Genomic DNA, 23,331 nt, shown 5'->3' with positions numbered 1-23,331 from the left:
AGAGCGCGAAGCCCGGAGGCTCAGGCCTTGGCCTGAGCAGCCTCGGCGAGCGCGGCCTGTGCCTGCTCGACCAGGCTGGCAAAAGCGGCCGGCTCGCGCACCGCAAGATCGGCCAGGACCTTGCGGTCCACCTCGATGCCGGCCTTGTGGATGCCGTTCATGAACTGCGAATAGGACAGGCCATGCTCGCGCGAAGCGGCATTGATCCGCTGGATCCACAGCGCACGGAAATCGCGCTTGCGCACACGGCGGTCGCGATAGGCGTACTGCAGGGCCTTCTCGACGCGCTGGACAGCGACGCGATAGACGTTCTTGCCACGGCCGCGATAGCCCTTGGCCTGCTTGATAACTTTCTTATGAGCGGCATGGGCGGTCGTGCCGCGCTTGATGCGTGCCATTTTCTTTCTCCGCTCTCAGGTCAGCCGTTGGGCAGGAAGTGCTTGCGCACGACCCGCGCATCACGCTCGCTCAGGATCATCGTCCCGCGGGCCTGACGCTTCATCTGCTGCGGCTTGCGACGCATCATGTGGCTCAGATAGGCCGCGTTGGCACGGACCTTGCCCTTCGCCGTGAGGCGGAAGCGCTTCTTGGCCCCGCTCTTGGTCTTCATCTTCGGCATTTTCATTCCTTTCAGGCTCGAAGGCCATGAATGTTCTGGACGGCTGGGCATGCCTGTGGGCCGCACCGTCCGGTTCGGGAGTGCGCCTTATAGCCCCGGCGCCGGGTCGGTGCAAGCGCACCTTGTGCACCGCAACCAACTGCGCGACGGGGCCCCTGATGCCTTGTGAAGCCGTGTGATGCCCTTTCGGCGCTCCCTGCTACTCGAAGAGCGGGGCCATGTCAGTGATGACCAGATCCTGCGCTCCGAAACTGCCGCGATCCCAGGCGCGTCCGGTCAGAAGGTCCACGGTATAGATGCGGTGGCCATCCACCAGGACCGCCGTATCGCCACGCTCCGGCGTGGAGAAGATGCGAAAGGCGGAGAGTTCACGCAGCTCGATGCCCAGCGCCCCGATGTACTCCACCCGCCCGGGCTCGCGCGGGTCCTCCACGTGCAGCGCCCGCTGCCCCACGTCGAGCAGATAGAGCGGGGCGCGCCTAGCATCCGGCAGGGCCCGGGCGTAGGCGATGGCCGAAAGCCGCGGGCGCCCGCGGCCATCCCAGAGCGAGAGGCTGACATCGGCCTGGAGCGCGCCGCTTTCCGGGTCGACCCGGAAGCTGCGTCCGGAGGGCGCGACCGCGCGCAGATTGTCCTGCACCGGATCGAAGGCGATCAGTGCATTCTCGGGCAGCGGCAGATCCAGGCCAACCTCGTTGACCTGCTGCCGGAAGTCGGCGCTGCGCGTGGCGCCTGGCGGCAGCGGCAAGAGACTCATGCGCTCGGTCATTTCGGTCAGTCCGGTCAGGGCGTAGATCCGCCCGTCCGAGGGGCGCCGGTCGAGGGCGAGGAGCAGACCGCGCAGATCCTCCACATTGGCCAGTCGCCGGCGTTCACCGATCACACCGCGATCGAGATCGAGGTGCAGCAGTTCCTGGCGGACCGTCAGGCCCAAGGCTTGTAGAGCCCTCATCGCACGCCTCCACCTTACTCGATGCCACTGGTGGGCAGGCTGCCGCCGGCGCTCAGGCCTTGTCGCGGCAGTGCCTCGCCCAGGGTGTGGTTCAGAAGCGCCCAATGCATGGCGCCATCGGCCGCGGCAGCGGCCAGCAGCACCTTGGCCTCGCCCTCTGCGGTCTCCTGCGCCAGATAGCCGGCCAAGGCACGCGCCTCGATGTCGCGCATCAGGCGGATGAGCGCCGTGGGCGTGTCCGCGCCCTGGATGGCGGCCTGCACATCCGGCTGGTCCAGGCCGGCGGGGCGCGCGCCGGCGAGACGGTCGCCCAGAGCCTCCTCCGTGGCCCGGTGGCGCTCGTAGATGCGCTCGGCCAGATCGAGGATCAGCGCCGGCAGGCGGCCACTTTCCAGCAGCAGGTGGTAGGCCGCGCGCGCCCGGCCCGCGGCGGCGTGGGCTTCCTGCAGGGCGTGGGCCGACGCCCTGGACGGCGCGGGCGCGAAAGCGGCCAGACTGCCGGCGGCAGCGAGCGAAAAACCGGCCCCGACCGTCAGGGCCGAACGACGCGAGAGTGACATGGCTCTTCTCCCTGAACTCATGCGTGAGACGGGTTGCATCCTGTCCACCACGGGAATTGGGACGGGGGTGCGCAACGACAAGCGCCCGGAAGGTGCTTCCCACTTCTTTGCCGCAAAAGCGTCACCGCGCGCCCCGGGAACAGGCAGAGGCACAGGCACTCGTCCGCCCCTGCCTTGCCGAGGTTTGCAAGCCTGAGGCCTGCGGGCTACCGTCCGCGCGGCTCAGGACGAGCCTGGATGCAACGAATACAGAGGCAGACGATGGCGTGGCACAAGGTTGCTCAGCGAAATGAAATTCCGACCGACAAGCCCATCGAGGTGCGCGTGGGCAAGCGGCAGATCGCGCTCTACGACTATGAAGGCGAGATCTACGCCACCGACAACATCTGCACCCATGCCTACGCCTGCCTGCACACGGGCTACTACGACGACGGCACCATCGAATGCCCGCTGCATCAGGGTGTCTTCGACGTGAAGACCGGCGAGCCGCTGGAAGGCCCGGTGGACGAACCGCTACAGACCTTCGAGGTGAAGATCGAGGAGGGGGAGGTCTGGATCGACGTCTGACCCCCCTGCCCCGGCTGGGCTATTATAGAGCGCGCAATACGCCATCGACACTGGCCGACCATTCGCCAGGGGTGAACTCCTTGTAGGAGGGCTCGCCGAGCGACGCGCTCGACAAGACCACATCGGGGCCCAGCCCGCGCAGGAGCTCCAGGCTCCGGCGCAGGTCGTCCTTGTCCGCCTGGTTGAAGACCAGCGTCTCCCACTGGCCGTCGTTCAGGAAGATGGTGTCGCCGGTGAAGAGATAACGGCGACCGTGGGGCGAGCGCACGAGGTAGCAGGTGCTGCCCGGGCTGTGGCCCGGAGTGGGGATGACCTCGATACTGCCCAGATGTACCTCCCGCTTGTCGAGGACCAGGTCGACCGGTGCCGCGGCGCTTACATCCGCCAGTTCCGCCTTGTGGGCGACGAGCATCGAGCCGAACCGCTTGCGGATCGTCGCCAGATGAGGGCCCACCTCGTCCCTGTGGCTGAGATACTGGCGCGCCAGCCCACCCAGTTCGGCGATCTGATCGTGCTCGGCCGTGTTACCGGTCGCGTAGAAAAGGACATTCCCCGCCTCGTGCGTCAGCAGGTAGGCGTGGGTGTTCACCTGCGGCGCACCGGGAATGGGGTTCTCGGTCTTGCTCTGCCAGAGGTCGGGATAGATCTGTCGCATCCGTCAGCTCCTTGAGTGGATGACGCCAAGCGCTTGTGGCGTCGGGAGCCACCCTGATAGAACCTCAAGCATACTTGAGGTCAAGAGGTCGATGTGATGAAATCTCCAGGCGCCTTGCAGCGCGAACTGTCCATCGGCGCCGTCGCGGCACGCAGCGGCGTGGCTGTCTCGGCCCTGCACTTCTACGAATCCAAGGGCCTGATCCACAGCCGGCGCAGCAGCGGCAACCAGCGTCGCTATCCGCGCGAGGTTCTGCGCCGCGTCGCCGTCATCAAGGTGGCGCAGCGCGCCGGCATTCCCCTTGCCGAGATCAAGGAAGCCCTCTCCACCCTCCCGGACGAGCGCACGCCGACGGCGGCGGACTGGCGCGCACTTTCGAGCCGCTGGCGCGCCGAACTCGAAGCGCGCATCGAGCGTCTCACCCGGCTGCGCGATCAGCTCGACGGCTGTATCGGCTGTGGCTGCCTGTCGCTGCGCGACTGCCCGCTGCGCAACCCCGGCGATTCGGCGGCCGCCGGCGGCCCGGGCGCCCGGCTGTTCGATCCGCAGTAACGCCTCCGGCGGCCAAGGGTGTAGGCTGGGCGCCCTCCGCGTCAGACAAGCCACAGGATCGCCCATAGGAACGCCATGACCGACTTCACTTCCCGCTTCGCCACCGCCAACGGCATCCGCATCCACTATTGGCGCGAGGGCAGCGGGCCGCCGCTGGTGCTGCTGCACGGCTGGCCCGAGTTCTGCCGCACCTGGCGCCGGCTGATCCCCCTGCTATCAGATGACTTTGAGCTAATCGCGCCGGACCTGCGCGGCTTCGGCGACAGCGAGAAGCCCTACGACGGCCCCAGCGAGGCCATGACCCCGGATGTGCTGGCCGAGGACCTGCTGGGCCTGCTGGACGCGCTCGACATATCCACGCCCGTAGGCCTGGTCTCCCACGATGTGGGTTCGGCCGCGGCCCAGGCCGTGGCGCGGCGACATCCCCAGCGGCTGTCGGGCCTGTTCTTCTTCAACTGCGTCTATCCCGGCATCGGCGCGCGCTGGGCGGAGCCCGGCCACCTCAAGGAGATCTGGTACCAGTCCTTCCACCAGCTGCCCCTGGCGGCGGAGCTTGTGGGCGCGTCCCGGGAAAACTGCCGCATCTATCTGCGCCACTTCCTCACCCACTGGTCAGCCCGGCCGGAAGCCTTCGAGGACGACCTTGAGGCCTGGGTCGACACCTTCATGAAGCCCGGCAATCTCCAAGGCGGCTTCAACTGGTACCGCAGCATCAACGCCAGCCGCCTGGCGGTGATGCGTGGCGAAGCGCCCAAGCTGCCGCCGTTCGATCTGCCAACGCGGGTGCTCTGGGGCGCGCAGGACCCGATCCTGAAAGCCGAGTGGATGGACCGCCTGCCGGAACACTTCAGCGACCTGGAGGCCTCCAGCGCATCAGACGCCGGCCACTTCGTCCACATGGAGCAGCCGCAGAAGGCGGCAGAGGCGATCCGGGCCTTCTTTCAGCGGCTTTCTGCCGGGAGGGCTTGATCGCCGGGCCCCGGCGTGATTCTTCAAGCGTGAGTCCTCGCGACCAGAAGAACGCAGCCAGACAGAGAGGGAAGCCATCATGCTCTTCGACATGCGCACCTACACCTGCCGCCCCGGCACCATCCAGAAGCAGCTCGCGCTCTACCGCGAGCACGGCTATGAGGCGCAGGTCCGCCATCTCGGCGCGCCGGTCTTCTATGGCATCACCGAAACCGGGGCGCAGAACACCTACATCCACATCTGGGCCTACCGCGACGCCGCCGACCGCGCGACCCGCCGCGCCGCCATGGAAGCCGACCCGGACTGGATCCGCTTCAAGCAGATGAGCGCCGAGGCCGGCAACCTGATCCACCAGGAAAACCGCCTCCTGGCCGCCACCGACTTCTTCAACCCCACCGCAGCCGCGGAGTCGCTTCAGCGCTTTGGGTAGCGGTGTGGCGCTTCATCCAACCTCGGCCGAGTGGGGGCCACCATAGCGTAGCAGTTCAATAACCGTCGTAAACGCAACTGTGCTTGTGGTAGAATTGTCGCCCTAACGGCGAGGAGTTGCGTGACCGTGAGCACCACCAAGCTGGTTAAAATCGGCAGTTCAACAGGCGTTGTCCTACCGCAAGACGTGCTATCCGCGGCAGGCATGGAGCAGGGTGACGCCGTCACCGTGTCGCTGAAAGGCGAAACGGTGGAGATTGTGCGCGTCAGCCAAGACGACACGCGTGCGCTGGAAATCGGGCGCCGCTTTGCACAGCGCTACCGTCGAACGATGAGTGATCTTGCCAAGTGAAGCAGGGGATCGCACTCCCCAGCGCTGAAGTGCTCATTCAGTTACATAAGGAACTGCTGGACGAACACGGCGGCGCAGGCGGCATACGAGATCGCGAAGCGCTGGATGCGGCACTCGCTCGGCCGCAGCAGCTGCTGGCGTATGCGAATCAGGACCACGTTTCCGTCTTCGAGTTGGCCGCTGCGCTGGCTGTATCGCTCATCCGGCGGCACCCGTTCGTTGATGGCAACAAGCGCATCAGCTTCATGGCGCTCGGCGTCACTCTTGGACTGAACAATCAGCACCTGGATGCTCCCGAGCGCGAAGCAACGGATGTCATGATCGCTCTCGCCGCGGGCACACTCGATGAGCAGCAGTTCTCAGCCTGGGTAGAGCGAAACTCTTTTGAGTTTCGCTAGACTGAAGGGGCCGCAAGACGGCCGGAAGCCCTTAAAGTTGAGCTGCAGTGTGCGGTTTGCACCTCAGGTCGACGCTCTCTGATCGATTCTAACGTGGATGCTGGCAATAGCTTGGTTTGGCGCGCCGTTTCGGTGCCATCTGAACCCACCACCTGCATCCCGCCCCACCTTCCCGCTCCCGCCCGCTCTTCTCCCTCCCACCAACATTCCCCGTTGCTATAGCGAATGCGAGTCATTATCACTCGCGACATTCGTACCAACTTTGGGGGCAATTGAATGTCGGTGAAACACAGCAGGCCTCGGTGCCGGGCGGCACAGGACTGCGCCTTTTCGCTTGTGGCGGTGGGGCTTTTCGCGACGCTGGCGGGCGGATCGGCGCTGGCGCAGGACCAGGATGCGGCCGAACTTTCGCCGGTCGTGGTGACGGCTTCGGGCTATGAGCAGCAGCTCAAGGACGCCCCGGCCTCGATCAGTGTCATTCCGCGCGAGAAACTGGAGCGCGGCCAGTACAACGACCTGACCGACGCGCTGCGCAGCGTGCCCGGCGTCACGGTGACCGGGGGCGGTGCCGGCGACAACGGTGCGGACATCAGCATCCGCGGATTTCCGGCCGCCTACACCCTGCTGCTCGTGGACGGCCAGCGCGTCGACACCCGGGAGGTCCGCCCCAACGGCAGCGCGGGCTTCGAGCAGCACTGGCTGCCGCCCTTGCAGGCGATCGAGCGCATCGAGGTGATCCGCGGCCCCATGTCGACGCTCTACGGCTCCGATGCCATGGGCGGCGTCATCAACATCATCACCCGCAAGGTGCCCGACTCCTGGCAGAGCGCGGTCGAGACCGCCGTCACCCTGCAGGAAAGCACGAATTCAGGCAGCGGCTACCAGGGCAACTTCTACACCGGCGGGCCGCTGATCGAGGATCGGCTGGGGCTGCAGGTCTGGGGCCAGTACACCCGGCGCGCCGAAGACAACCTGGAGAACGGCTACGAGGACCGGCGCTTCACCAGCCTGACCGGGCGTCTGACCTTCACGCCGGATGAGGACCACGAGATCGCGCTAGAGGCCGGGCAGACGCGGCAGAACCGTCAGGCGACAGTGGGCAAGACCATCGTGCCACCCTGCCGCGGCGGCTGTTCGGATTCCGACACCACCAGCACCAACACCCACATCGCGGCCAGTCATGGGGGCCAGCTTTCCTTCGGTACCCTCGACAGCCACGTCAAACACGAGATTGCGGACAATCAGAGCCGCAACATGCAGATCGAGAACACCACCGCCAAATCCAGCATGATCGTACCGCTGGGCGATCACATCCTCACCCTGGGCGGCAACTTCGGTTACGAGCATCTGGAAGACGAGACCAGCAACCAGATCTCGAACCGCACCAAGATCTCCATGACCAAGTACGCCGGCTTCGTGGAGGACGAGTGGCTCTTGACGGACAGCTTCTCGCTGACCGGCGGCGCGCGGCTCGACTACAGCAGCGACTACGGCGCCCATGTGAGCCCGCGGCTCTACGGCGTGTGGAACTTCGCCAGTGACTGGACTCTGAAGGGCGGCGTCTCCACCGGCTATCGTTCGCCGAGCCTGCGCGAGATCACCCCCGACTGGGGCCAGGTCAGCCGCGGCGGCAATGTCTACGGCAACCCCGATCTCGAGCCGGAGAAGTCGCTCAACAAGGAGATTTCGCTGATCTACTCCGGGCTGTCCGGCCTGGATATGAGCCTGACCCTGTTCCACAACGACTTCGAGGACAAGATCACCCGCGTCCAGTGCCCGGCCAGCATCTGCCCGGGCGGCCCCAATCAGTTCGGGTCGCGGCCGACCTACCGCGTCAATGTGCACAAGGCGATCACCCGGGGCATCGAGGCTTCGCTGCAGGCCGAGCTGACCGACGATCTGGTCCTCACCGGCAGCTACACCTACACCGACTCCGAACAGAAGTCCGGCCAGTACAAGGGCCAGCCGCTGACCCAGCTGCCGAAGCACCTGGCGTCTGCCGAGCTGGAGTGGCAGGCCAGCGAGAAGGTGCGCCCCTGGACCCGCATCACCTACCGCGGCCAGGAGAGCCAGCCGATCCAGGGACCCTCCTCCAGCTCGATCGTCGCACCCTCCTACACCTTCGTGGACGTGGGCCTGGGCTACCAGATGCTGGACAACGTCCTGCTCAATGTCGGCGTCTATAACGTCACCGACAAGCAGGTCCGCTACAGCGAGTACGGCCAGGTGGACGACGGCCGGCGGCTGTGGCTGAGCGTGAAGACCACGTTCTGAATCTCAGCCTGGCGGAGGGCTGAATCTCAGCCTGGCGGAGGGCCAAAAAGGTCCTCCGTTCGGCCACCTCGTCCTTCGACTGGCCAGAACCCGCCGGCGTGCGACACAGCCTAAAGCGGTGCATGTCGCTCCCACTCTTTCCGGCGTCGCTCAGTGTCCTGCTTTCCCGCTTCACGACTGCGAATGTGCCGCCGTCCGGAGGTCGCCGGCGTACAATCTCGCGTGGTCGCAAGGAGTAGGAAGCAATGAAGTCCCATGCCCGCGTGGTGGTGATCGGCGGCGGTGCCGTCGGGGTCTCCACCCTCTATCATTTGGCGAAACTCGGCTGGTCGGACGTGGTGCTGCTGGAGCGCACCGAGCTGACCGCCGGGTCCACCTGGCACGCCGCGGGCCTGCTGCCGCTCTTCAACATGAGCTACGGCGTCGGCCAGATTCACAAATACTCGGTCGACCTCTACAAGTCGCTGGAAGAGGAGACGGGGCAGAACGTCTCCTTCCACGTCACCGGTAACCTGCGCCTGGCGACCAATCAGGAGCGCATGGACGAGTATAAGAAGTACTGCGGCACCGCGAACACCATCGGCGTCCCCTTCGAGATGATCGGCCCGGAGGAGGTCCAGAAGCTCTGGCCGCTGGCCAGCATCGAGGGGCTGGTGGGCGCGCTCTATCACCCGCAGGACGGCCACATCGCACCGGCGGACCTGACCAACGCCCTGGCGCTGGGCGCACGCAGCCGCGGCGCCGAGATCTACCGCCAGACGCCAGTCACCGGCGTCACGCAGCAGGCCAACGGCGAGTGGACCCTGCACACGCCCAAGGGCGACATCACCTGCGAGCACGTGGTCTGCGCCACCGGCAACTATGCCCGCCAGACCGGCGCGCTCTTCGGGCTCGATGTTCCGGCGATCCCGGTGGAGCACCAATACATCGTCACCGAGGCGCACCCGGCGTTGATCGAGCGCCAGAAGCAGGGCCTGCCAGAGTTGGCGGTGCTGCGTGAAAGCGACGCCTCCTACTACATGCGCGAGGAGCGCCAGGGCCTGATCCTCGGCCCCTACGAGAAGGGCGCGCCGGCCTGCTTCGTCGACGGCGTGCCGGACTCCTTCGGCCAGAACCTCTTCCCCGGTGACCTGGAGCGCCTGATGCCCCACGTCGAGGCGGCGATCAACCGCGTGCCGATCTTCGAGGAAGTGGGCATCAAGGACATCATCAACGGCCCCATCTCCTACACCCCCGACGGCAGCCCGCTGATCGGCCCGGCTTGGGGCCTGCAAAACGTCTGGCTGAACGAGGGCCACTCCTTCGGCATCACCGCTGCCGGCGGCTCCGGACGCTTCCTGGCCGAGTGGATCGTGGGCGGCGAGCCTTCCATCGACCTGATGGACGTCGACCCGCGCCGCTACGGCGCCTACGCCAACAAGCGCTACGTCAAGGTGAAGAACGAGGAGGCCTACGAGCACGTCTTCGTCATCCACTATCCCGATGAGGAGCGCCCCGCCGCACGACCCGGCAAGACCGTCGCCGTGCATGACGAACTGGACGCCGCCGGCGCCGTCTGGGGCCAGCGCTACGGCTGGGAGCGGCCGAACTGGTTTGCGCCCGACGGCGTCGAGCGCAAGGACGTCTGGTCCTTCCGCCGCAGCAACTACTTCGAGCATGTGGGCCGTGAGGCAAAGCACCTGCGCGAAAAGGTCGGCCTGATTGAGCTCTCGCCCTTCTCCAAGTTCGAGGTCTCCGGCCCCGGCGCCGCCGACTGGCTCGATCGTCTGGTGGCCAACTCCATACCGAAGAAGATCGGGCGCATGTCGCTGGCCCACGCGCTCACCGACCGCGGTGGCGTGCGCAGCGAGTTCACCATCACCCGCCTGGGCCCGGAGCGCTTCTATCTCATCTCCTCGGGCGCGGCCGAGCGCTTTGACTGGGACTACCTCTGGAAGAACCTGCCGGGCGACGGCTCGGTGCAGATCCAGAACGTCACCAACAGCCGCGGCGTCTTTGTCCTTTCCGGCCCGGACGCCCGCAAGGTGCTGCAGCCGCTGACCGACAGCGACCTCTCCAATGCGGCCTTTCCCTGGCTGACGACCCAGACCATCAACGTCGGCCTGGCCAGCGACGTGCGCGCGCTCCGGGTCAACTTCGTGGGCGAGCTGGGCTGGGAGCTGCACCACCCCATCGAGTTCAGCCGCCACATCTACAAGGAGCTGATGCTTGCCGGTAAGGACTACGACATCGACCTTGTCGGCATGCGGGCCATGGACGTGCTGCGCATCGAGAAATCCTACCGCATGTGGGCCGGGGACCTGACCCGCGAGTACACCGCGCTGGAGGCCGGGCTCGACCGCTTCGTGCGGCTGAACAAGGGCGAGTTCCGCGGCCGTGACGCGCTGGTCCGCCAACAACAGGAAGGCGTGCCGCAGCACTTCGTCACCCTGGAGGTCTTCCCGGAGGCCCGCGGCGGCCGCCCCATCGCCGACGCGGGCGGCAACGAGCCGCTCTACAAGGATGGCAGGATGGTCGGGCGGGCCACCTCGGGCACCTATGGCCACAACTGCGGCAAGTCGCTCGCACTCGCCTATGTGCAGCCCGAAGCCGCGGAAATCGGCACGGAATTGGAGATCGTCATCCTGCAGGAACGCTTCCGCGCCGTGGTGATTCCCGAAAGCCCCTGGGATCCCGAAAACGAACGGTTGCGCGCCTGAACGCGATCGCCTAACTACCCGCTCATACAGCCCGCCGGTTTACAGCGTTGAGCCGGCGGGCTTTCCCCTTTTACCTCCGGACCGGTTGCCCGATCCCTGTACTTGCGCCCACGGACGCACGATCCAGCCCATGCACAGACCCGCTCCCTCCGCCATCAAGGGTCTCCTGTTCGACAAGGACGGCACGCTGCTGGATTTCGCCAGGAGCTGGGTGCCGCTCAACCGTCGGGCTGCCCTGGCCGCGGCCGACCACGATCCGGCTGTCGCCGCGCAGCTGCTCGCTGCGGGCGGACATGACCCGGAAAGCGATCATGTTGTGCCCGGTTCGCTGCTGGCCGCAGCGGACGCCGGCGGCATTGCCGCCTATTGGGCCGAAATGCTGCCGGGCCGCGATCCAACGCGGCTCGCGCGGCTGATCGACGACGTCTTCGAGGACGGCGTCGCGGAAGCCGTGGCGGTCGAGTCCCTGGTCGAGGTTCTGGAGGCGCTGCACGGCGCCGGCTATCGCCTGGGTGTTGCCACCAGCGACGGGGAGGCAGCCGCCCACGCCACGCTGGAGCGCTTCGGCATCGCCACGCTCTTCTCCTTCGTGGCCGGCTGGGACAGCGGCCATGGACGCAAACCGGAACCCGGCATGCTGCAGGCCTTCTGCCGCAGCACCAGCCTGACGCCGGAGACCGTGGCCATGATCGGCGACAGTCCGCAGGACATGGTCATGGGCCAGACGGCAGGCGCCGGCTTGTTGGTCGGCGTTCTGACCGGCACGGCGCTTGCCGAGGACCTCCAGCCGCCGGCGCATCGGGTACTGCCCTCGATCGCCGCCCTGCCGGAGCTCCTCGCCGGCTCCTGACGGCGCGCCCGAGCCCGCGCACCCCAACACCCTCATTCCAATCCGGTTTTGCACGCCCGTCCCGACGGAGGGATCCATGCTGCTGCACTCTTTGTCCGCGCTCTGGGCGCTGTTCCTGGGCATTGCCGTCATTCTGTTGGCCAACGGGCTGCAGAACGCCCTGCTTGGCGTGCGCGCCAATATGGAGGCCTTTCCCGCCTGGGTGACCGGTGTGGTCATGGCCGGCTACTTCCTCGGCTTCCTGCTGGGATCGATCATCACGCCGCGGCTGGTGCAGCGCGTGGGACACGTGCGGGTGTTCGGCGCCTTCGCCTCTCTGGCCTCCGTGGCGGTGCTGCTGCACGCCCTCTTCGTGCACCCCCTGCCCTGGTTCACCATGCGCCTGGTGACCGGGTTCTGTTTCGCGGCACTCTACATCGTGGCCGAGTCCTGGCTGAACGAGCGCAGCGACAACCACAACCGCGGCTCCCTGCTGTCGCTCTACATGACCATCTCCCTGGCCGGCATGGGCGCGGGGCAGTTCCTGCTGACGGTGGCCGATCCCAGCGGCTTCGATCTCTTCATCCTCGTCTCGGTGCTGATCTCGCTCGCCGTGGTGCCGATGCTGATCTCCGCCAGCCCGACGCCGGCCTTCGAGACGCCCTCCAAGCTCTCCTTGCAGGAGCTCTACGCCATCTCGCCGCTGGGCGCGATCGGCGCTGTCGGCACCGGCATGTCGCACGGCGCGCTCTTCGGCATGGGGGCGGTGGTTGCGCGGGAAATCGGCCTCGCACTGGCGGAGGTCTCGCTCTTCATGGGTGTGGTGTTCCTGGGCGGAATCCTGCTGCAGTTCCCCATCGGCCGCCTGTCCGACCGCTTCGACCGCCGGTTGGTGCTCACGGTGGTGACCTTCGGCGCGGCGCTCGCGGCGACCGGCGCACTCTTCTCCGCGCTGCTGGGGAACATGCTGGCGGTCTTCGTCTGCATGACCCTGGTGGGCGGCACCTCCCTGCCGCTCTATGCCCTGGTGGTGTCACACAGCAACGACCACTTGCGCCTGGACCAGATGGTGGCGGCCAGCTCGACGCTCTATTTCCTGGTCGGCCTGGGCGCCAGCCTGGGGCCGGTGCTGGTGGGGCTCGCCATGTCGCTGCAGGGCCCGGAGGCCTTCTTCCTCTGGCTGATCCTGCTGCACAGCGCCGTCGGCCTCTTCGCCCTGTACCGCATGACCCGCAGCCCCATGGTGCCGCTGGAGGAGCAGGGTGCCTACGTGCCGCTCGCCGGCAGCGTCACCGGCGCTGTCGGCACCGCCGCCCTGGTGACCGAGGCGCTTGCCGAGGACGAGGCATCCGAAACGCAGGCCGAGACCGGAGCGGAGGACGAGGCCAACGCACCCGACTGGGACGGAGCGAACACCGAGGTGCAAGGCAGCGCTGCGCCGGCGCCGGCTTGACAAGCGCCGTGCCACAGCGCACCCAAGCCGGCATGCCACGCAGCTTCGACAGGCCATGCCGGCCAACCTCCGCACTGCAGCACCGCCGCCGGATGGGCGCGGTCGGCCGTGCGTCTGCGAGCTGCCCAGTCCTCCCCCCAGCGGCCTGAGCCGCGGCAGTTCACGGGGGGTGTCGGATGACCGTCGTCTTCACGTCCAGCGGCCTGCGCCAGGGGTACCTGCGAACGCTGCCGATTGCGCTTGGGGTGTCGGTCTTCGGCCTGGTCTACGGCCTGGTGGCCGGCCAGAAGGGCCTCAGCCTGGCGGAAACCATGCTGATGTCCGCCCTCGTCTTCGCCGGGGCAGCGCAGATGCTGGCCCTGGAGATCTGGCAGGAGCCGGTGCCGGTTCTGGCCCTGATGGTGGCCGTTGGGGTCATCAACCTGCGCTACATGATGATGACCGCAGTGCTGCGTCCCTGGCTGGCGCCTGTCGGCCCGCTTAGGGCCTATGGCAGCCTCTTCTTCACCGCCGATGAGAACTGGGCCGTGGGCGTGGCGGAGATGCGCCGCGGCAATCGCGACGCCGCCTTCTATCTTGGCACCGGGCTTGCGCTCTGGAGCTTCTGGCTGCTGTCCGGCGCACTCGGTCGCATCTTCGGCGGCCTGGTGACCGCGCCCGAAGTCTGGGGCCTGGACTTCGTTGCGGTGGCGGTCTTCCTGGCCCTGATGATTCCCATGTGGGAAGGGCCCAGCCGCAACCTGCTGCCCTGGCTGGCCGCCGGGCTCACCGCCTGGCTTTTGCATGACCTGCTGCCCGGCACCTGGTACCTGGTCGCCGGCGGTCTGGCGGGCAGCCTGCTGGGTGCGGTGCTCGGAAGGCACGGTGAGCCGTCATTCGAGGTGCGCTCATGAGCAGTGTCGGGCGTGCCCGCCGGCCTGGCGACCTGCCGGGCGAAGTGATTTTCACGCTGGCGGGTTTCCGCCACGGCTTCCTGGCCGCCCTGCCCCTGGGCATGGGTGCGGCGACCTTCGGCGCACTCTTCGGCTTCCTGGCGGATCAGCGCGGCTTGAGCGCACTGGAATCGCTGCTGATGAGCGGCCTGGTCTTCGCCGGCGCCTCGCAGCTTCTGGCCCTGGAGCTCTGGGCCGATCCGCCCTCGATCCTGCTGCTTTCCCTGGGCGCGGCCTTCGTCAACCTGCGCTTCATGATGATGGCGGCGGCGCTGCGCCCTTGGTTGGCGCCCCTGCCCCCGGCAACGGCCTACGGCAGCCTGCTGCTTCTGGTCGACATGAACTTCGCGCTGAGTCTCGGCGAGATCCGCCGGGGCAAGCGCGACGCGGCCTACTTCGTCGGCGCAGGCATCCTGCTCTGGCTCATCTGGATCGCCTCCACCGGTTTCGGCTTTGCATTCGGGCACCTGCTGGAGGATCCCGAGGCCTGGGGACTGGATTTCCTGGTTGCCGCCTGCTTCCTGGCCATGCTGGTGCCGCTCTTCGAGCGCCATCGCAGCATCGGACCCTGGGCCATGGCCGCCGGCGCCTCGCTGCTCGCCTGGCAATTCCTGCCGGGCGCCTCCTACCTGCTTGTCGGCGCTCTGGCCGGCGCCACCACGGGAGCGTTGCTCAATGGACGTCGATAGCATGGCCCTGCTCGCCATTCTCGGCATGGCCCTGGCCACCTACGCCGTGCGCGCTTCGGGTTTCTTCCTGGTGCAGCGCCTGCCGCGCAGCCGCTTCCTGGACGGCTTCCTGCACCACCTGCCCGGCGCCATGTTCATCGCCCTGGTCACCCCGCCGGTGCTGAGCGGCGGGCCGCCCACCTGGGCCGGCGCCCTGGCCGTGGTGGGCACCGCCGCGCTCAAGGTGCCGCTGCTGTTCAGCCTGCTGGCCGGCGCCGGTACGGTCGCGCTGCTGCGATATCTCCTGTAGCGCCCGCCGTCAGGCCGAGGGCACCTCGTCTTCCGACACCGCTTCCGCCCAGGGATGCAATGGCTCGACGGCGCCGTGGTTGCGACCCTGCTCGCGCAGCACCGCCAGCGCCGTGGCGTAGTTGTTCGGGGCGAAGCCCGCGGCCGCCGTCTGCACGGGATGCACCGCCGCCAGGGCCGAGCGGATCGAGGCATCGAGGCGCGGGTCGACCGTCACCAGGTCCGGCCCGCTGACATCGATGCGCGGCTGATGCAGCGCCTCTTCCAGTGTCATCCCGCCCACGCCCAGCATCAGGCCGAGCTGGGTCATGGCCGGAATGATCTTGCGCCCGCCCGAGGCACCGATTGCAAAGCTCCTTTCCGGGGTCACCCCCAGCACCGGCACATAGTTCGAGAGCGTGCGCTTGTCGGGCCCCAGCGAGTTGGGGCGCCCGGGGCGCGGATCGAACCAGTTAACGCCGTTGTTCATCAGGATGCCGCTGGAGGGCAGCGTGACCTTCGAGCCGAATACCGACAGCAGGGTCTGGGTCAGCGTCACCATGTTTCCGTCGCGGTCGACCACCGAGATGTGCGTGGTGCAGGAGGGGCCGCGCGCCCCATCCACGTCGCCCAGATGCGACAGGCGGTTGGCAAAGGCCTCGCGCAGCGCCTCGGCAACCGCGAGGTAGAAGGCCCCGTCCGGCGCCCCGCCGGTCCAGCTCTCGCCCAGCCGCGTCACGGCACGCGCCAGCGTGGGGCCGCCGTTCAGCTCCGGCAGCACGTGCAGCTCGGCCTGGCCGCGGGACACCGTGAGCGGCTCGACCTCGCGCGCCTGATAGCCGCGCAGGTCCTCGGCACTGAGGCAACCGCCCGCCGCTTGGACATCGGCCACGATGCGCGCAGCCAGGTCGCCCTCATAGAAATCCCGCGCCCCGGTCCGGGCCAGATGCTGCAGCATCTCGCGCAGCTTGGGGTTGGGCAGGCAGACCGCGGGCTGGAGCTGGGCCGGAGGGTGGCCGTCGCGCAGATAGAGCGCTGCGCTGGCCTCGTTCTGCGCCAGATCTCCGGCGTGCTGGGCGATCTGCAGCAGGGAAAACCAGTCCAGCGGCACGCCGCGCTCCGCCAGCAGGATCGCCGGCGCCAAGGCCGCGTCCCAGGACAGCGTGCCCAGAGCCTGCAGCACCGCCGCCATGCCGGCCACCTGCCCCGGCACCGCGATGGCCGTGCCGCCGCGCAGGTTGCGCGAGTCCTTGACCAGGGGCCAACCGAAGAGATCCGCATCCTCGCCTTCGACGATGGGATAGTCGGCCGGATCGAGGGCCCGGGGCGTGCGCATGCCGAAATCCCAGGCCCGCACCCGGCCGCTGGCCGCATCGCGGTGCAGCAGCAGCCCTCCGCCGCCGACACCGCTCATCCAGGGTTCGACCACGCCGATGGCAAAGGCCGTCGCCACCGCCGCATCGACCGCGTTCCCACCGCCGGCGAGCACGGCCGATCCGGCCTGCGCCGCCAGGCGATTCTGGGCCGCAACGATGCCGCCCTCGCTCACAACGGCGGGCTTGGTTACGGTCTGTCGGTGGGAAAAGCTGTCGGCCATGATGGTCTGTCCTGTCCTTGAGAAGCTCGCGCCGCCTCATGCGGACGCGCAGTCGACACAGTTGGGAATCGTTGGATCGAGATCGAGTCGCTTGCGGGCGATGAGTTCGCCACAGCGCAGGCACTCGCCGAAGCTGCCGTCGGCAATGCGCGCAAGCGCCGCGTCGATCCGGCGGGCTTCGTGAGCCCGACGCGTCTCCACCGCTTCGGCCATGGCCTGCTGCTGCAGCGCGTCCATGCGCGACAGGCGGCCGACCGACTGCTGGTCCAGCGTCACCGGCTTCCGGTCGTCGCGCGTCTGCGAGCTCTCCGCAAGAATGGCCTCCCGCCGCGCCAGCAGGCGCTGGCGAAAGGCTTCGATCTCATCGGCTGTCAGATCTTGGTCCATGGAAACTAGGCTAGGCTGCCCGGCCCTCGCGCCGCAAGATGCCGGGCGCCGCCCTTCCCGCTCTCTTTCCCGACAACACTCTTCCGCCGGCCCGCCCCTCGTTATATCCTCAAGGACATAACGAGGGGATTTCCCGTGCACCGACTGCTGTCCGCACTCCTGTTGTTCGCCCTGGTGCTGGTGCCCTGGCGCGCGGCCACCGCACAAGCGCTGGTGGCCGCTGCCTCGGACCTGCAGTTCGCGCTGAGCGAACTGGCCGACGCCTTCGAGCGCGACAGCGGCGAACCGCTGCGGCTGGTGTTCGGATCGTCCGGCAATCTCACGCGCCAGATCGCCAATGGGGCGCCCTTCGAGCTCTTCCTTTCGGCCGACGAAGCCTATGTGGAACGCCTGGTCGAGGGCGGCCACACGCGCGACAGCGGGGCGCTCTATGCCCAGGGGCGACTGGTTCTGCTGCTGCCAGCCGGCTCGCCCCTGCGCGAGGACAGCGCGGTGGATGACCTGAGGCTGGAGGACCTGGGCGAAGCCGCTGCGGCGGGGCGCCTGACCCGACTGGCGATCGCCAACCCCGAACACGCACCCTATGGCCAGGCCGCGCGCGAGGCCCTGGAGGCAAGCGGCGTGTGGGAGGCGGTTCAGCCGACGCTGATCTTGGGCGAGAACGTCTCCCAGGCGGCGCAATTCGCGCTGAGCGGCGCAGCGCAGGGCGGCCTGGTCGCCTACTCTCTCGTCCTTGCGCCGACCATGGAAGGCCGAGGCGACTATGCCCTGGTCGACGAGGCGCTGCACGCTCCTTTGCGCCAGCGCATGGTGCTGACCCGCAAGTCCGGCCCGGTAGCCGAGGCCTTCTACGATTACCTGCAGACTGAGGAGGCGCGTGATCTCCTCGACCGCTATGGTTTTACCCTGCCGGACGGCGCGGAGTAGTCGGGGTGGATTGGCAGGCTTTCAGCCTTTCCCTGGAGCTCGCGGCCTGGACCACGCTGGTTCTGCTGCCGCTTGCCCTGCTGGCGGCCCGGGTGCTGGCCTGGCATCGCTTCCTGGGCCAGTCGCTGGTGCAGGCACTGATCGCCCTGCCGCTGCTGCTGCCGCCCACGGTGCTGGGCTTCTACCTGCTGAGCGCCTTCGGCAGCGGCACCTGGTTGGGACGCGCCTATGAGGCGCTGTTCGGTGGATCGCTGGTCTTCACCTTCGAGGGGCTGCTGCTCGCCTCGATCATTTTCAACATTCCCTTTGCCGTGCAGCCGATGCAGCGCGGCTTCGAAGCCGTGAGCCGCGAGGTGCGCGAGGCGGCCTGGTGCAGCGGCATGAGCGCCTGGAAGACCTTCCTGCGCATCGAACTGCCGCTGGCCTGGCCCGGCATTCTCTCCGCCCTGGTGCTGACCTTCGCCCACACCCTGGGGGAGTTCGGCGTGGTGCTGATGGTCGGCGGCAACATACCGGGCGAAACCCGCACCATCGCCATTGCCATCTACGACCGGGTGCAAGCTTTCGACGAGCCGGCGGCGGGCATCATGGCCGCCACGCTGCTGGGTTTCTCGCTCGCGGCCATCGCGCTGGTGCACGGCCTCAGCGGCCGGGTGGGGCAAGGGCGTGGCTGAGGGTGGCGACGGTCTGTGGGCGCAGCTCCATCAGAGCCGCCCCATCCCCCTGCAGGCGGAGCTCTCGGCAGCGCCGGGCGAGCTTGTGGCCCTGGTCGGCCCCTCGGGCAGCGGCAAGACCACGCTGCTGCGCTGCCTTGCCGGCCTGCACCGGGCCGCCGGCGGCCGGATCGCGGTCAACGGTGAGATCTGGTTCGACAGCGCGCGCCGCCTCTGCCGCAGCCCGCAGGAACGGCGCTGCGGCTTGGTGTTCCAGCACTACGCACTCTTTCCCCATCTCAGCGCCCGGGACAATGTGACAGCCGCCCTGGGCCACCTGCCCCGGGGCGAGCGGCGTGCACGCGCCGAGGACCTGCTGGCAATGGTGCATCTCGCGGGGCTGGAGCATCGCCGACCGGGAGCACTCTCCGGCGGGCAGCAGCAGCGCGTGGCGCTCGCCCGGGCACTGGCCCGGGAGCCGCGGGTGCTGCTGCTGGACGAGCCCTTTTCCGCCGTGGATCAGGTCACCCGACGCAAGCTGCAGCGCGAACTGGCACAGCTTCGACGCTTGCTGGGCATTCCCATCGTTCTGGTCACCCACGACCTGGAAGAGGCCGCGGCGCTGGCCGATCGCATGGTCATCCTCCACCAGGGCCGCAGCCTGCAGGAGGGGCCGCCCGGCGAGGTTCTGACCCGTCCCACGAGCGCCGCCGTAGCCCGGCTGGTGGACCTGCGCAACCTCTACAGCGGCGAGATCGTGGAGCAGCGCCCCGATCAGGGCTTCACACTGCTGCGCTGGGGGACACAGGTGCTGGAAGCCCGCCATCGGCCGGAGTTTTGGCCCGGGCAGGCGGTGAGCTGGGTGATACCGCCGGGCAGCGTGCTGCTGCACCGGCGCGATCGCCCCTCACGCGGCGAGCGGGAGAATCCGGTGGAGGCCACGGTGGCGGAGATGGTTGAGCTGGGCGAAACCTGCTCGCTGGAACTGCGCACGCAAGCGCCGCAGGCCTCCGCGATCAGCCTGGCGCTGCCGACCCATGTGGCGCGGCGCAACGGCCTGGCGCCGGGCGAGGCGGTGCGGGTTTCCCTGCTGGCCGACGCCATCCACCTGATGGAGCACGACCCGACGGTCGAATGATCACCGGGCAGCGAAGACCCGCTCCAGCACCCGTTCGTAGATGCGGCTCAGGACCTCGATGTCGCCAGCGGCCACCCGTTCGTTGACCTGGTGCATGGTCTGGCCGACGAGGCCGAATTCCACCACCGGACTGTAGGCGCGGATGAAGCGGGCATCGGAGGTGCCGCCGCTGGTGGAGAGTTCCGGCTTGCGTCCGGTCTCGGCTGCCACCGCCTGCACCACGGCTTCGGCCAGCGGCCCAGGCGGGGTGAGGAAGCATTCGCCGGAGACGCGCACGTCCAGCTCCCAGCCCTGATCCACCTGGGCCAGGCGCTCGCGGATCCAGGCCTCCAGGGAAGCGCCCGTCCAGTGGTCGTTGAAGCGGACGTTAAAGACGGCCCGGGCCTGGGCGGGGATGACGTTGGTCGCGGAATTGCCCACGTCGATGCTGGCGATCTGCAGGCTGGAGGGCTGGAAGTGCTCGCTGCCGGCATCCAGCGGCTCGGCGATCAGCGCCTGCAGCAGCGGCACCATGCGGTGGCAGGGATTGTCCGCCAGGTGCGGATAGGCGATGTGCCCCTGCTTGCCCTGGACCGTCAGCCGCCCGGTGAGGCTGCCGCGCCGGCCGATCTTGACCATATCGCCCAGTTCCAGGGGATTGGTCGGCTCGCCCACCAGGCAGGCATCGATACGCTCGCCCCGCTCGGCCAGCCATTCGAGCACCTTGCGGGTGCCGTTGATCGAAGGCCCCTCTTCGTCGCCGGTGATCAGCAGCGAAATGCTGCCCGGCACCTCGCCCACAAAGGCAAGATGCGCGGCGACGGCGGTCACAAAGGCGGCGATGGCGCCCTTCATGTCGGCGGCGCCGCGCCCGATCACCTGACCCTCGCGCAGCGTCCCGGCGAAGGGGTCCACCTCCCAGGCCTCGGCCTCGCCGGGCGGCACCACGTCGGTGTGTCCGGCAAAGCAGAAGTGGGGCGCACCCTCCCCCAGCCTGGCCCAGAGGTTGTCCACCGGGGCGGTGCCCGCCTCCTCGAACGGCAGGCGGGTGCAGGCGAAACCCAGGGCCTCGAGTTCCTGCTGCAGCAGGTCGAGCGCCCCGCCCTCCGCCGGCGTCACGCTGGGGCAGCGGATGAGGCGCAGCGTCAGGTCGACGGGGTCGAGCGGACGATGGGAGCCGGCGGCCGCCACCATAGACCTCAGGTCCGCAGCAGTTCGTTGATCGCCGTCTTCGCGCGGGTGCGCTCATCCACGCGCTTGACGATCACCGCACAGTAGAGCCCAGGCCCCGGCGAGCCGTCCGGCAGCGGCTTGCCCGGAATGGTGCCCGGCACCACCACGGAATAGGACGGCACCTCGCCGACGAAGACCTCGCCGCTGTTGCGGTCGATGATCTTGGTCGAGGCGCCAATGAACACGCCCATGGAGAGCACCGAGCCCTCGCGCACGATGACGCCTTCCACCACTTCGGAGCGGGCGCCGATGAAGCAGTTGTCCTCGATGATCACCGGACCGGCCTGCAGCGGCTCCAGCACGCCGCCGATGCCCACGCCGCCGGAGAGATGGACGTTCTTGCCGATCTGCGCGCAGGAGCCAACGGTCACCCAGGTGTCCACCATGGTGCCGCTGTCCACATAGGCGCCCAGATTCACGAAACTCGGCATCAGCACCACGCCGGGCGCCACATAGGCCGAGTGCCGCACGGTGCAGTTGGGCACGGCGCGGAAGCCGGCCTTGCGGAAGTGCTCGTCGCTCCAGCCGGCGAACTTGGAGGGGACCTTGTCGAACCAGTAGGCCTGACCGCGATCGATGTCGCGCGGCCCACCGCTGATGAGGGTCATGTCGTTGAGGCGGAAGGAGAGCAGCACCGCCTTCTTCAGCCACTGATTGACGGTCCAGTTATCCTCGTCGTCGCGCTCGGCAACGCGGAAGCGCCCGCTGTCCAAGCCTTCCAGCGCCAGTTCCACGGCATCGCGCACCACACCACCGGTTTCCACGCTGACTTTATCGCGCTCGTCCCAGGCGGTTTCGATTGCCTGCTTCAGATCTTCGTTCTGCATGGCCGCGGTGGCACTCCCGATTGATGGTGGCCCGATTGATGGTGGCCCGATTGATGGTGGGCGGAAAGGCGAGAGGATTGGCCAGGGACTGCGGGCTGTCAACCGAACCGCCGCGGGTCAGCTCAGCCCCTTCTGGCCCATGTCGAGATACTTCTGTCGCCGATTGCGACGCAGGCTCACAGCGTCCTGGCCTTCGAGGCGCTGGAGTGCGGCTTCCACCGCCTCGCCGACAGCAGCAATGGTCTCCTCGCGGCCGCGGTGGGCACCGCCCAGCGGCTCGGGCACGATGGCGTCGATCACCGCCAGGGCCTTGAGGTCCTGCGCCGTCAGCTTGAGCGCCTCGGCCGCCTCCTGCGCCTGCTCGGAGGAGCGCCAGAGGATCGAGGCACAGCCCTCGGGCGAGATCACCGAGTAGATGGCGTGCTCGAGCATCAGCACCTCGTCGGTGGTCGCCAGCGCGATGGCCCCGCCGGAGCCGCCCTCGCCCACGATCACCGAGACCAGCGGCACGTCGAGCTGCAGGCTGATGTCCATGCAGCGCGCAATGGCCTCGGCCTGCCCACGCTCCTCGGCGCCGATGCCGGGATAAGCACCGGCGGTGTCCACCAGGGTGAGCAGCGGCACACCGAAGCGCTGGGCCAACTGCATCAGTCGCTGGGCCTTGCGATAGCCTTCCGGCCGCGCCATGCCGAAGTTGTGGGTGACCCGGCTGTTGGTGTCGCTGCCCTTCTCCTGCCCCATGACCATGACGGTACGGCCGTTGAAGCGCCCGAAACCGCCGACGATGGCCTTGTCTTCGCCGTAGAGCCGGTCGCCGGCCAGCGGCATGAAGTCCTCGACCAGGCTGTCGATGTAGTCCTTGACGTGGGGCCGCTCAGGGTGGCGCGCGACAAGGCACTTCTGCCAGGGCGTGAGCTTGGCATAGAGCGTCTTGAGCTGCCGCTCGGCCTTGGCCTGCATGCGCCCGACCTCGTCGGCGATGTTGAGCTCGTCGTCGCCGGAGAGATGGCGCAGTTCCTCGATCTTGTTCTCGAGTTCCGCGACCGGCTTTTCGAATTCCAGATAGTGTTTCATGATGCTCGGCAATAGCACGATGCGATGGCCAGCGCACGCGGCCGGCGCTCCTGTGCCATGTCCGCCCCCCCTGCGCAACCCGCTGCAGCAGTGAACTCAAGGAGATGCAGAGATGGACGAAGATCGTTTCAACATGGAAATGCGCAAGTTTCTCAAGAAGGTCGGCGTCACCTCCCAGCGCGCGATCGAGGAGGCCGTGCGCGAAGGCGTAGACAGCGGAAAGCTCGAAGGCAAGGAGACCGTGAAGGCCCGCGTGGTGCTCACCATCGAGGGCCTGGATGTCACGCACGAGGTCGACGGCGACATCGGCTTCCGCTGAG

27 protein-coding genes are annotated in these 23,331 nt (G+C 67.8%); 17 read left to right on the top strand and 10 right to left on the bottom strand.

The genetic code is table 11. The features are described from left to right. Window positions 1-20: 20 nt before the first annotated feature. From rplT to ABZ720_RS03450, 4 genes are all read right to left on the bottom strand, one after another. The gene (rplT, locus tag ABZ720_RS03465; RefSeq protein WP_366553848.1) at window positions 21-398 is read right to left on the bottom strand and encodes a 50S ribosomal protein L20; all 378 of its coding nucleotides are present in this window, start codon (window positions 396-398) and stop codon (window positions 21-23) included. A gap of 20 nt (window positions 399-418) precedes the next feature. Next, the gene (rpmI, locus tag ABZ720_RS03460; protein WP_366553846.1) at window positions 419-619 is read right to left on the bottom strand and encodes a 50S ribosomal protein L35; all 201 of its coding nucleotides are present in this window, start codon (window positions 617-619) and stop codon (window positions 419-421) included. Between the two features lie 199 nt (window positions 620-818). Beyond that, window positions 819-1,571, bottom strand: a complete 753-nt coding sequence (locus ABZ720_RS03455; protein ID WP_366553844.1) for a DUF4394 domain-containing protein — start codon at window positions 1,569-1,571, stop codon at window positions 819-821. Window positions 1,572-1,585: 14 nt separating this feature from the next. Beyond that, window positions 1,586-2,131, bottom strand: coding sequence for a hypothetical protein (locus ABZ720_RS03450; RefSeq protein ID WP_366553842.1), 546 nt, complete (start codon window positions 2,129-2,131; stop codon window positions 1,586-1,588). Window positions 2,132-2,392: 261 nt separating this feature from the next. Between ABZ720_RS03450 and ABZ720_RS03445 the strand changes: the two genes are divergently transcribed. Beyond that, window positions 2,393-2,698 carry a Rieske (2Fe-2S) protein gene (locus ABZ720_RS03445; RefSeq protein WP_366553840.1) on the top strand — a complete coding sequence of 102 codons (306 nt, stop codon included), beginning with the start codon at window positions 2,393-2,395 and terminating at the stop codon, window positions 2,696-2,698. Window positions 2,699-2,720: 22 nt separating this feature from the next. On the opposite strand, the gene ABZ720_RS03440 is transcribed toward ABZ720_RS03445, so the two are convergent. Beyond that, a complete protein-coding gene (locus ABZ720_RS03440) occupies window positions 2,721-3,353 on the bottom strand; it encodes an MBL fold metallo-hydrolase (RefSeq protein WP_366553838.1) in 633 nt (210 codons plus the stop codon). A gap of 96 nt (window positions 3,354-3,449) precedes the next feature. Here ABZ720_RS03440 and soxR point away from each other — a divergent pair, with 96 nt between their 5' ends. The 12 genes from soxR to ABZ720_RS03380 all read left to right on the top strand — a co-directional run bounded on the left by soxR (window position 3,450) and on the right by ABZ720_RS03380 (window position 15,218). Continuing rightward, window positions 3,450-3,905, top strand: coding sequence for a redox-sensitive transcriptional activator SoxR (soxR, locus tag ABZ720_RS03435; protein WP_366554425.1), 456 nt, complete (start codon window positions 3,450-3,452; stop codon window positions 3,903-3,905). 75 nt (window positions 3,906-3,980) lie between these two features. Further along, window positions 3,981-4,874 carry an alpha/beta fold hydrolase gene (locus ABZ720_RS03430; RefSeq protein ID WP_366553836.1) on the top strand — a complete coding sequence of 298 codons (894 nt, stop codon included), beginning with the start codon at window positions 3,981-3,983 and terminating at the stop codon, window positions 4,872-4,874. 79 nt (window positions 4,875-4,953) lie between these two features. Beyond that, window positions 4,954-5,304, top strand: coding sequence for an NIPSNAP family protein (locus ABZ720_RS03425; protein ID WP_366553834.1), 351 nt, complete (start codon window positions 4,954-4,956; stop codon window positions 5,302-5,304). A 126-nt stretch (window positions 5,305-5,430) separates the two neighbouring features. Then, window positions 5,431-5,655, top strand: a complete 225-nt coding sequence (locus tag ABZ720_RS03420) for an AbrB/MazE/SpoVT family DNA-binding domain-containing protein (RefSeq protein WP_366553832.1) — start codon at window positions 5,431-5,433, stop codon at window positions 5,653-5,655. After that, a complete protein-coding gene (locus tag ABZ720_RS03415; RefSeq protein ID WP_366553830.1) occupies window positions 5,652-6,053 on the top strand; it encodes a type II toxin-antitoxin system death-on-curing family toxin in 402 nt (133 codons plus the stop codon). Before ABZ720_RS03420 ends, ABZ720_RS03415 begins: the two co-directional genes overlap by 4 nt. 276 nt (window positions 6,054-6,329) lie before the next feature. Further along, complete coding sequence (locus tag ABZ720_RS03410; protein ID WP_366553828.1) at window positions 6,330-8,327, top strand: ligand-gated channel protein; 1,998 nt, start codon at window positions 6,330-6,332, stop codon at window positions 8,325-8,327. Between the two features lie 245 nt (window positions 8,328-8,572). After that, complete coding sequence (locus tag ABZ720_RS03405) at window positions 8,573-11,026, top strand: GcvT family protein (protein ID WP_366553826.1); 2,454 nt, start codon at window positions 8,573-8,575, stop codon at window positions 11,024-11,026. A 130-nt stretch (window positions 11,027-11,156) separates the two neighbouring features. Further along, complete coding sequence (locus tag ABZ720_RS03400) at window positions 11,157-11,876, top strand: HAD family hydrolase (protein ID WP_366553824.1); 720 nt, start codon at window positions 11,157-11,159, stop codon at window positions 11,874-11,876. Window positions 11,877-11,952: 76 nt separating this feature from the next. Continuing rightward, window positions 11,953-13,308 (top strand): MFS transporter, encoded by a 1,356-nt coding sequence (locus ABZ720_RS03395; RefSeq protein WP_366553822.1) that lies wholly within the window; start codon window positions 11,953-11,955, stop codon window positions 13,306-13,308. Between the two features lie 176 nt (window positions 13,309-13,484). Further along, window positions 13,485-14,201, top strand: coding sequence for an AzlC family ABC transporter permease (locus ABZ720_RS03390; RefSeq protein WP_366553820.1), 717 nt, complete (start codon window positions 13,485-13,487; stop codon window positions 14,199-14,201). Then, window positions 14,198-14,929 (top strand): AzlC family ABC transporter permease, encoded by a 732-nt coding sequence (locus tag ABZ720_RS03385; protein ID WP_366553818.1) that lies wholly within the window; start codon window positions 14,198-14,200, stop codon window positions 14,927-14,929. Before ABZ720_RS03390 ends, ABZ720_RS03385 begins: the two co-directional genes overlap by 4 nt. Continuing rightward, on the top strand, window positions 14,916-15,218 hold the full coding sequence (locus ABZ720_RS03380) for an AzlD family protein (protein WP_366553816.1): 303 nt from the start codon (window positions 14,916-14,918) through the stop codon (window positions 15,216-15,218). Before ABZ720_RS03385 ends, ABZ720_RS03380 begins: the two co-directional genes overlap by 14 nt. Window positions 15,219-15,227: 9 nt before the next feature. On the opposite strand, the gene ABZ720_RS03375 is transcribed toward ABZ720_RS03380, so the two are convergent. Both ABZ720_RS03375 and ABZ720_RS03370 read right to left on the bottom strand, forming a co-directional pair. After that, window positions 15,228-16,793 carry a gamma-glutamyltransferase gene (locus tag ABZ720_RS03375; RefSeq protein ID WP_366553814.1) on the bottom strand — a complete coding sequence of 522 codons (1,566 nt, stop codon included), beginning with the start codon at window positions 16,791-16,793 and terminating at the stop codon, window positions 15,228-15,230. Between the two features lie 36 nt (window positions 16,794-16,829). After that, entirely contained in the window at window positions 16,830-17,180 is a 351-nt protein-coding gene (locus ABZ720_RS03370; RefSeq protein ID WP_366553812.1) for a TraR/DksA family transcriptional regulator, read from the bottom strand. 135 nt (window positions 17,181-17,315) lie between these two features. On the opposite strand from ABZ720_RS03370, the gene modA reads away from it, so the two are divergent. Genes modA through ABZ720_RS03355 form a run of 3 tightly spaced genes read left to right on the top strand, consistent with a single transcriptional unit; the run spans window position 17,316 to window position 19,898 of the window. Further along, the gene (modA, locus tag ABZ720_RS03365; protein WP_366553810.1) at window positions 17,316-18,107 is read left to right on the top strand and encodes a molybdate ABC transporter substrate-binding protein; all 792 of its coding nucleotides are present in this window, start codon (window positions 17,316-17,318) and stop codon (window positions 18,105-18,107) included. 5 nt (window positions 18,108-18,112) lie between these two features. Continuing rightward, window positions 18,113-18,781 (top strand): molybdate ABC transporter permease subunit, encoded by a 669-nt coding sequence (gene modB / locus ABZ720_RS03360; protein WP_366553808.1) that lies wholly within the window; start codon window positions 18,113-18,115, stop codon window positions 18,779-18,781. Then, window positions 18,774-19,898, top strand: a complete 1,125-nt coding sequence (locus ABZ720_RS03355; RefSeq protein WP_366553806.1) for an ABC transporter ATP-binding protein — start codon at window positions 18,774-18,776, stop codon at window positions 19,896-19,898. The genes modB and ABZ720_RS03355 overlap by 8 nt, the downstream gene beginning before the upstream one ends. Here ABZ720_RS03355 and dapE read toward each other — a convergent pair whose 3' ends face one another. The 3 genes from dapE to ABZ720_RS03340 all read right to left on the bottom strand — a co-directional run bounded on the left by dapE (window position 19,899) and on the right by ABZ720_RS03340 (window position 23,011). After that, entirely contained in the window at window positions 19,899-21,071 is a 1,173-nt protein-coding gene (gene dapE / locus ABZ720_RS03350) for a succinyl-diaminopimelate desuccinylase (RefSeq protein WP_366553804.1), read from the bottom strand. Between the two features lie 5 nt (window positions 21,072-21,076). Further along, on the bottom strand, window positions 21,077-21,937 hold the full coding sequence (gene dapD, locus ABZ720_RS03345) for a 2,3,4,5-tetrahydropyridine-2,6-dicarboxylate N-succinyltransferase (protein WP_366553802.1): 861 nt from the start codon (window positions 21,935-21,937) through the stop codon (window positions 21,077-21,079). 117 nt (window positions 21,938-22,054) lie between these two features. After that, a complete protein-coding gene (locus ABZ720_RS03340) occupies window positions 22,055-23,011 on the bottom strand; it encodes an acetyl-CoA carboxylase carboxyltransferase subunit alpha (protein WP_366553800.1) in 957 nt (318 codons plus the stop codon). Between the two features lie 112 nt (window positions 23,012-23,123). On the opposite strand from ABZ720_RS03340, the gene ABZ720_RS03335 reads away from it, so the two are divergent. Then, window positions 23,124-23,330 (top strand): DUF6494 family protein, encoded by a 207-nt coding sequence (locus tag ABZ720_RS03335; RefSeq protein ID WP_366553798.1) that lies wholly within the window; start codon window positions 23,124-23,126, stop codon window positions 23,328-23,330. Window position 23,331 lies beyond the last annotated feature (1 nt).

The organism is Aquibaculum sediminis (genome assembly GCF_040712085.1).
Taxonomy (GTDB): Bacteria; Pseudomonadota; Alphaproteobacteria; order Kiloniellales; family DSM-21159; genus Aquibaculum; species Aquibaculum sediminis.
The sequence above is the reverse complement of the archived record's forward strand: the minus strand, read 5'-3'. Positions and strand labels throughout refer to the sequence as shown.

What these genes read in the sequence shown, in the direction of transcription:
- rplT (WP_366553848.1), bottom strand. Translation starts at nt 398, where the DNA reads ATGGCACGCATCAAGCGCGGCACGACCGCCCATGCCGCTCATAAGAAA.
- rpmI (WP_366553846.1), bottom strand. Translation starts at nt 619, where the DNA reads ATGCCGAAGATGAAGACCAAGAGCGGGGCCAAGAAGCGCTTCCGCCTC.
- ABZ720_RS03455 (WP_366553844.1), bottom strand. Translation starts at nt 1,571, where the DNA reads ATGAGGGCTCTACAAGCCTTGGGCCTGACGGTCCGCCAGGAACTGCTG.
- ABZ720_RS03450 (WP_366553842.1), bottom strand. Translation starts at nt 2,131, where the DNA reads ATGTCACTCTCGCGTCGTTCGGCCCTGACGGTCGGGGCCGGTTTTTCG.
- ABZ720_RS03445 (WP_366553840.1), top strand. Translation starts at nt 2,393, where the DNA reads ATGGCGTGGCACAAGGTTGCTCAGCGAAATGAAATTCCGACCGACAAG.
- ABZ720_RS03440 (WP_366553838.1), bottom strand. Translation starts at nt 3,353, where the DNA reads ATGCGACAGATCTATCCCGACCTCTGGCAGAGCAAGACCGAGAACCCC.
- soxR (WP_366554425.1), top strand. Translation starts at nt 3,450, where the DNA reads ATGAAATCTCCAGGCGCCTTGCAGCGCGAACTGTCCATCGGCGCCGTC.
- ABZ720_RS03430 (WP_366553836.1), top strand. Translation starts at nt 3,981, where the DNA reads ATGACCGACTTCACTTCCCGCTTCGCCACCGCCAACGGCATCCGCATC.
- ABZ720_RS03425 (WP_366553834.1), top strand. Translation starts at nt 4,954, where the DNA reads ATGCTCTTCGACATGCGCACCTACACCTGCCGCCCCGGCACCATCCAG.
- ABZ720_RS03410 (WP_366553828.1), top strand. Translation starts at nt 6,330, where the DNA reads ATGTCGGTGAAACACAGCAGGCCTCGGTGCCGGGCGGCACAGGACTGC.
- ABZ720_RS03405 (WP_366553826.1), top strand. Translation starts at nt 8,573, where the DNA reads ATGAAGTCCCATGCCCGCGTGGTGGTGATCGGCGGCGGTGCCGTCGGG.
- ABZ720_RS03400 (WP_366553824.1), top strand. Translation starts at nt 11,157, where the DNA reads ATGCACAGACCCGCTCCCTCCGCCATCAAGGGTCTCCTGTTCGACAAG.
- ABZ720_RS03395 (WP_366553822.1), top strand. Translation starts at nt 11,953, where the DNA reads ATGCTGCTGCACTCTTTGTCCGCGCTCTGGGCGCTGTTCCTGGGCATT.
- ABZ720_RS03390 (WP_366553820.1), top strand. Translation starts at nt 13,485, where the DNA reads ATGACCGTCGTCTTCACGTCCAGCGGCCTGCGCCAGGGGTACCTGCGA.
- ABZ720_RS03385 (WP_366553818.1), top strand. Translation starts at nt 14,198, where the DNA reads ATGAGCAGTGTCGGGCGTGCCCGCCGGCCTGGCGACCTGCCGGGCGAA.
- ABZ720_RS03380 (WP_366553816.1), top strand. Translation starts at nt 14,916, where the DNA reads ATGGACGTCGATAGCATGGCCCTGCTCGCCATTCTCGGCATGGCCCTG.
- ABZ720_RS03375 (WP_366553814.1), bottom strand. Translation starts at nt 16,793, where the DNA reads ATGGCCGACAGCTTTTCCCACCGACAGACCGTAACCAAGCCCGCCGTT.
- ABZ720_RS03370 (WP_366553812.1), bottom strand. Translation starts at nt 17,180, where the DNA reads ATGGACCAAGATCTGACAGCCGATGAGATCGAAGCCTTTCGCCAGCGC.
- dapE (WP_366553804.1), bottom strand. Translation starts at nt 21,071, where the DNA reads ATGGTGGCGGCCGCCGGCTCCCATCGTCCGCTCGACCCCGTCGACCTG.
- dapD (WP_366553802.1), bottom strand. Translation starts at nt 21,937, where the DNA reads ATGCAGAACGAAGATCTGAAGCAGGCAATCGAAACCGCCTGGGACGAG.
- ABZ720_RS03340 (WP_366553800.1), bottom strand. Translation starts at nt 23,011, where the DNA reads ATGAAACACTATCTGGAATTCGAAAAGCCGGTCGCGGAACTCGAGAAC.
- ABZ720_RS03335 (WP_366553798.1), top strand. Translation starts at nt 23,124, where the DNA reads ATGGACGAAGATCGTTTCAACATGGAAATGCGCAAGTTTCTCAAGAAG.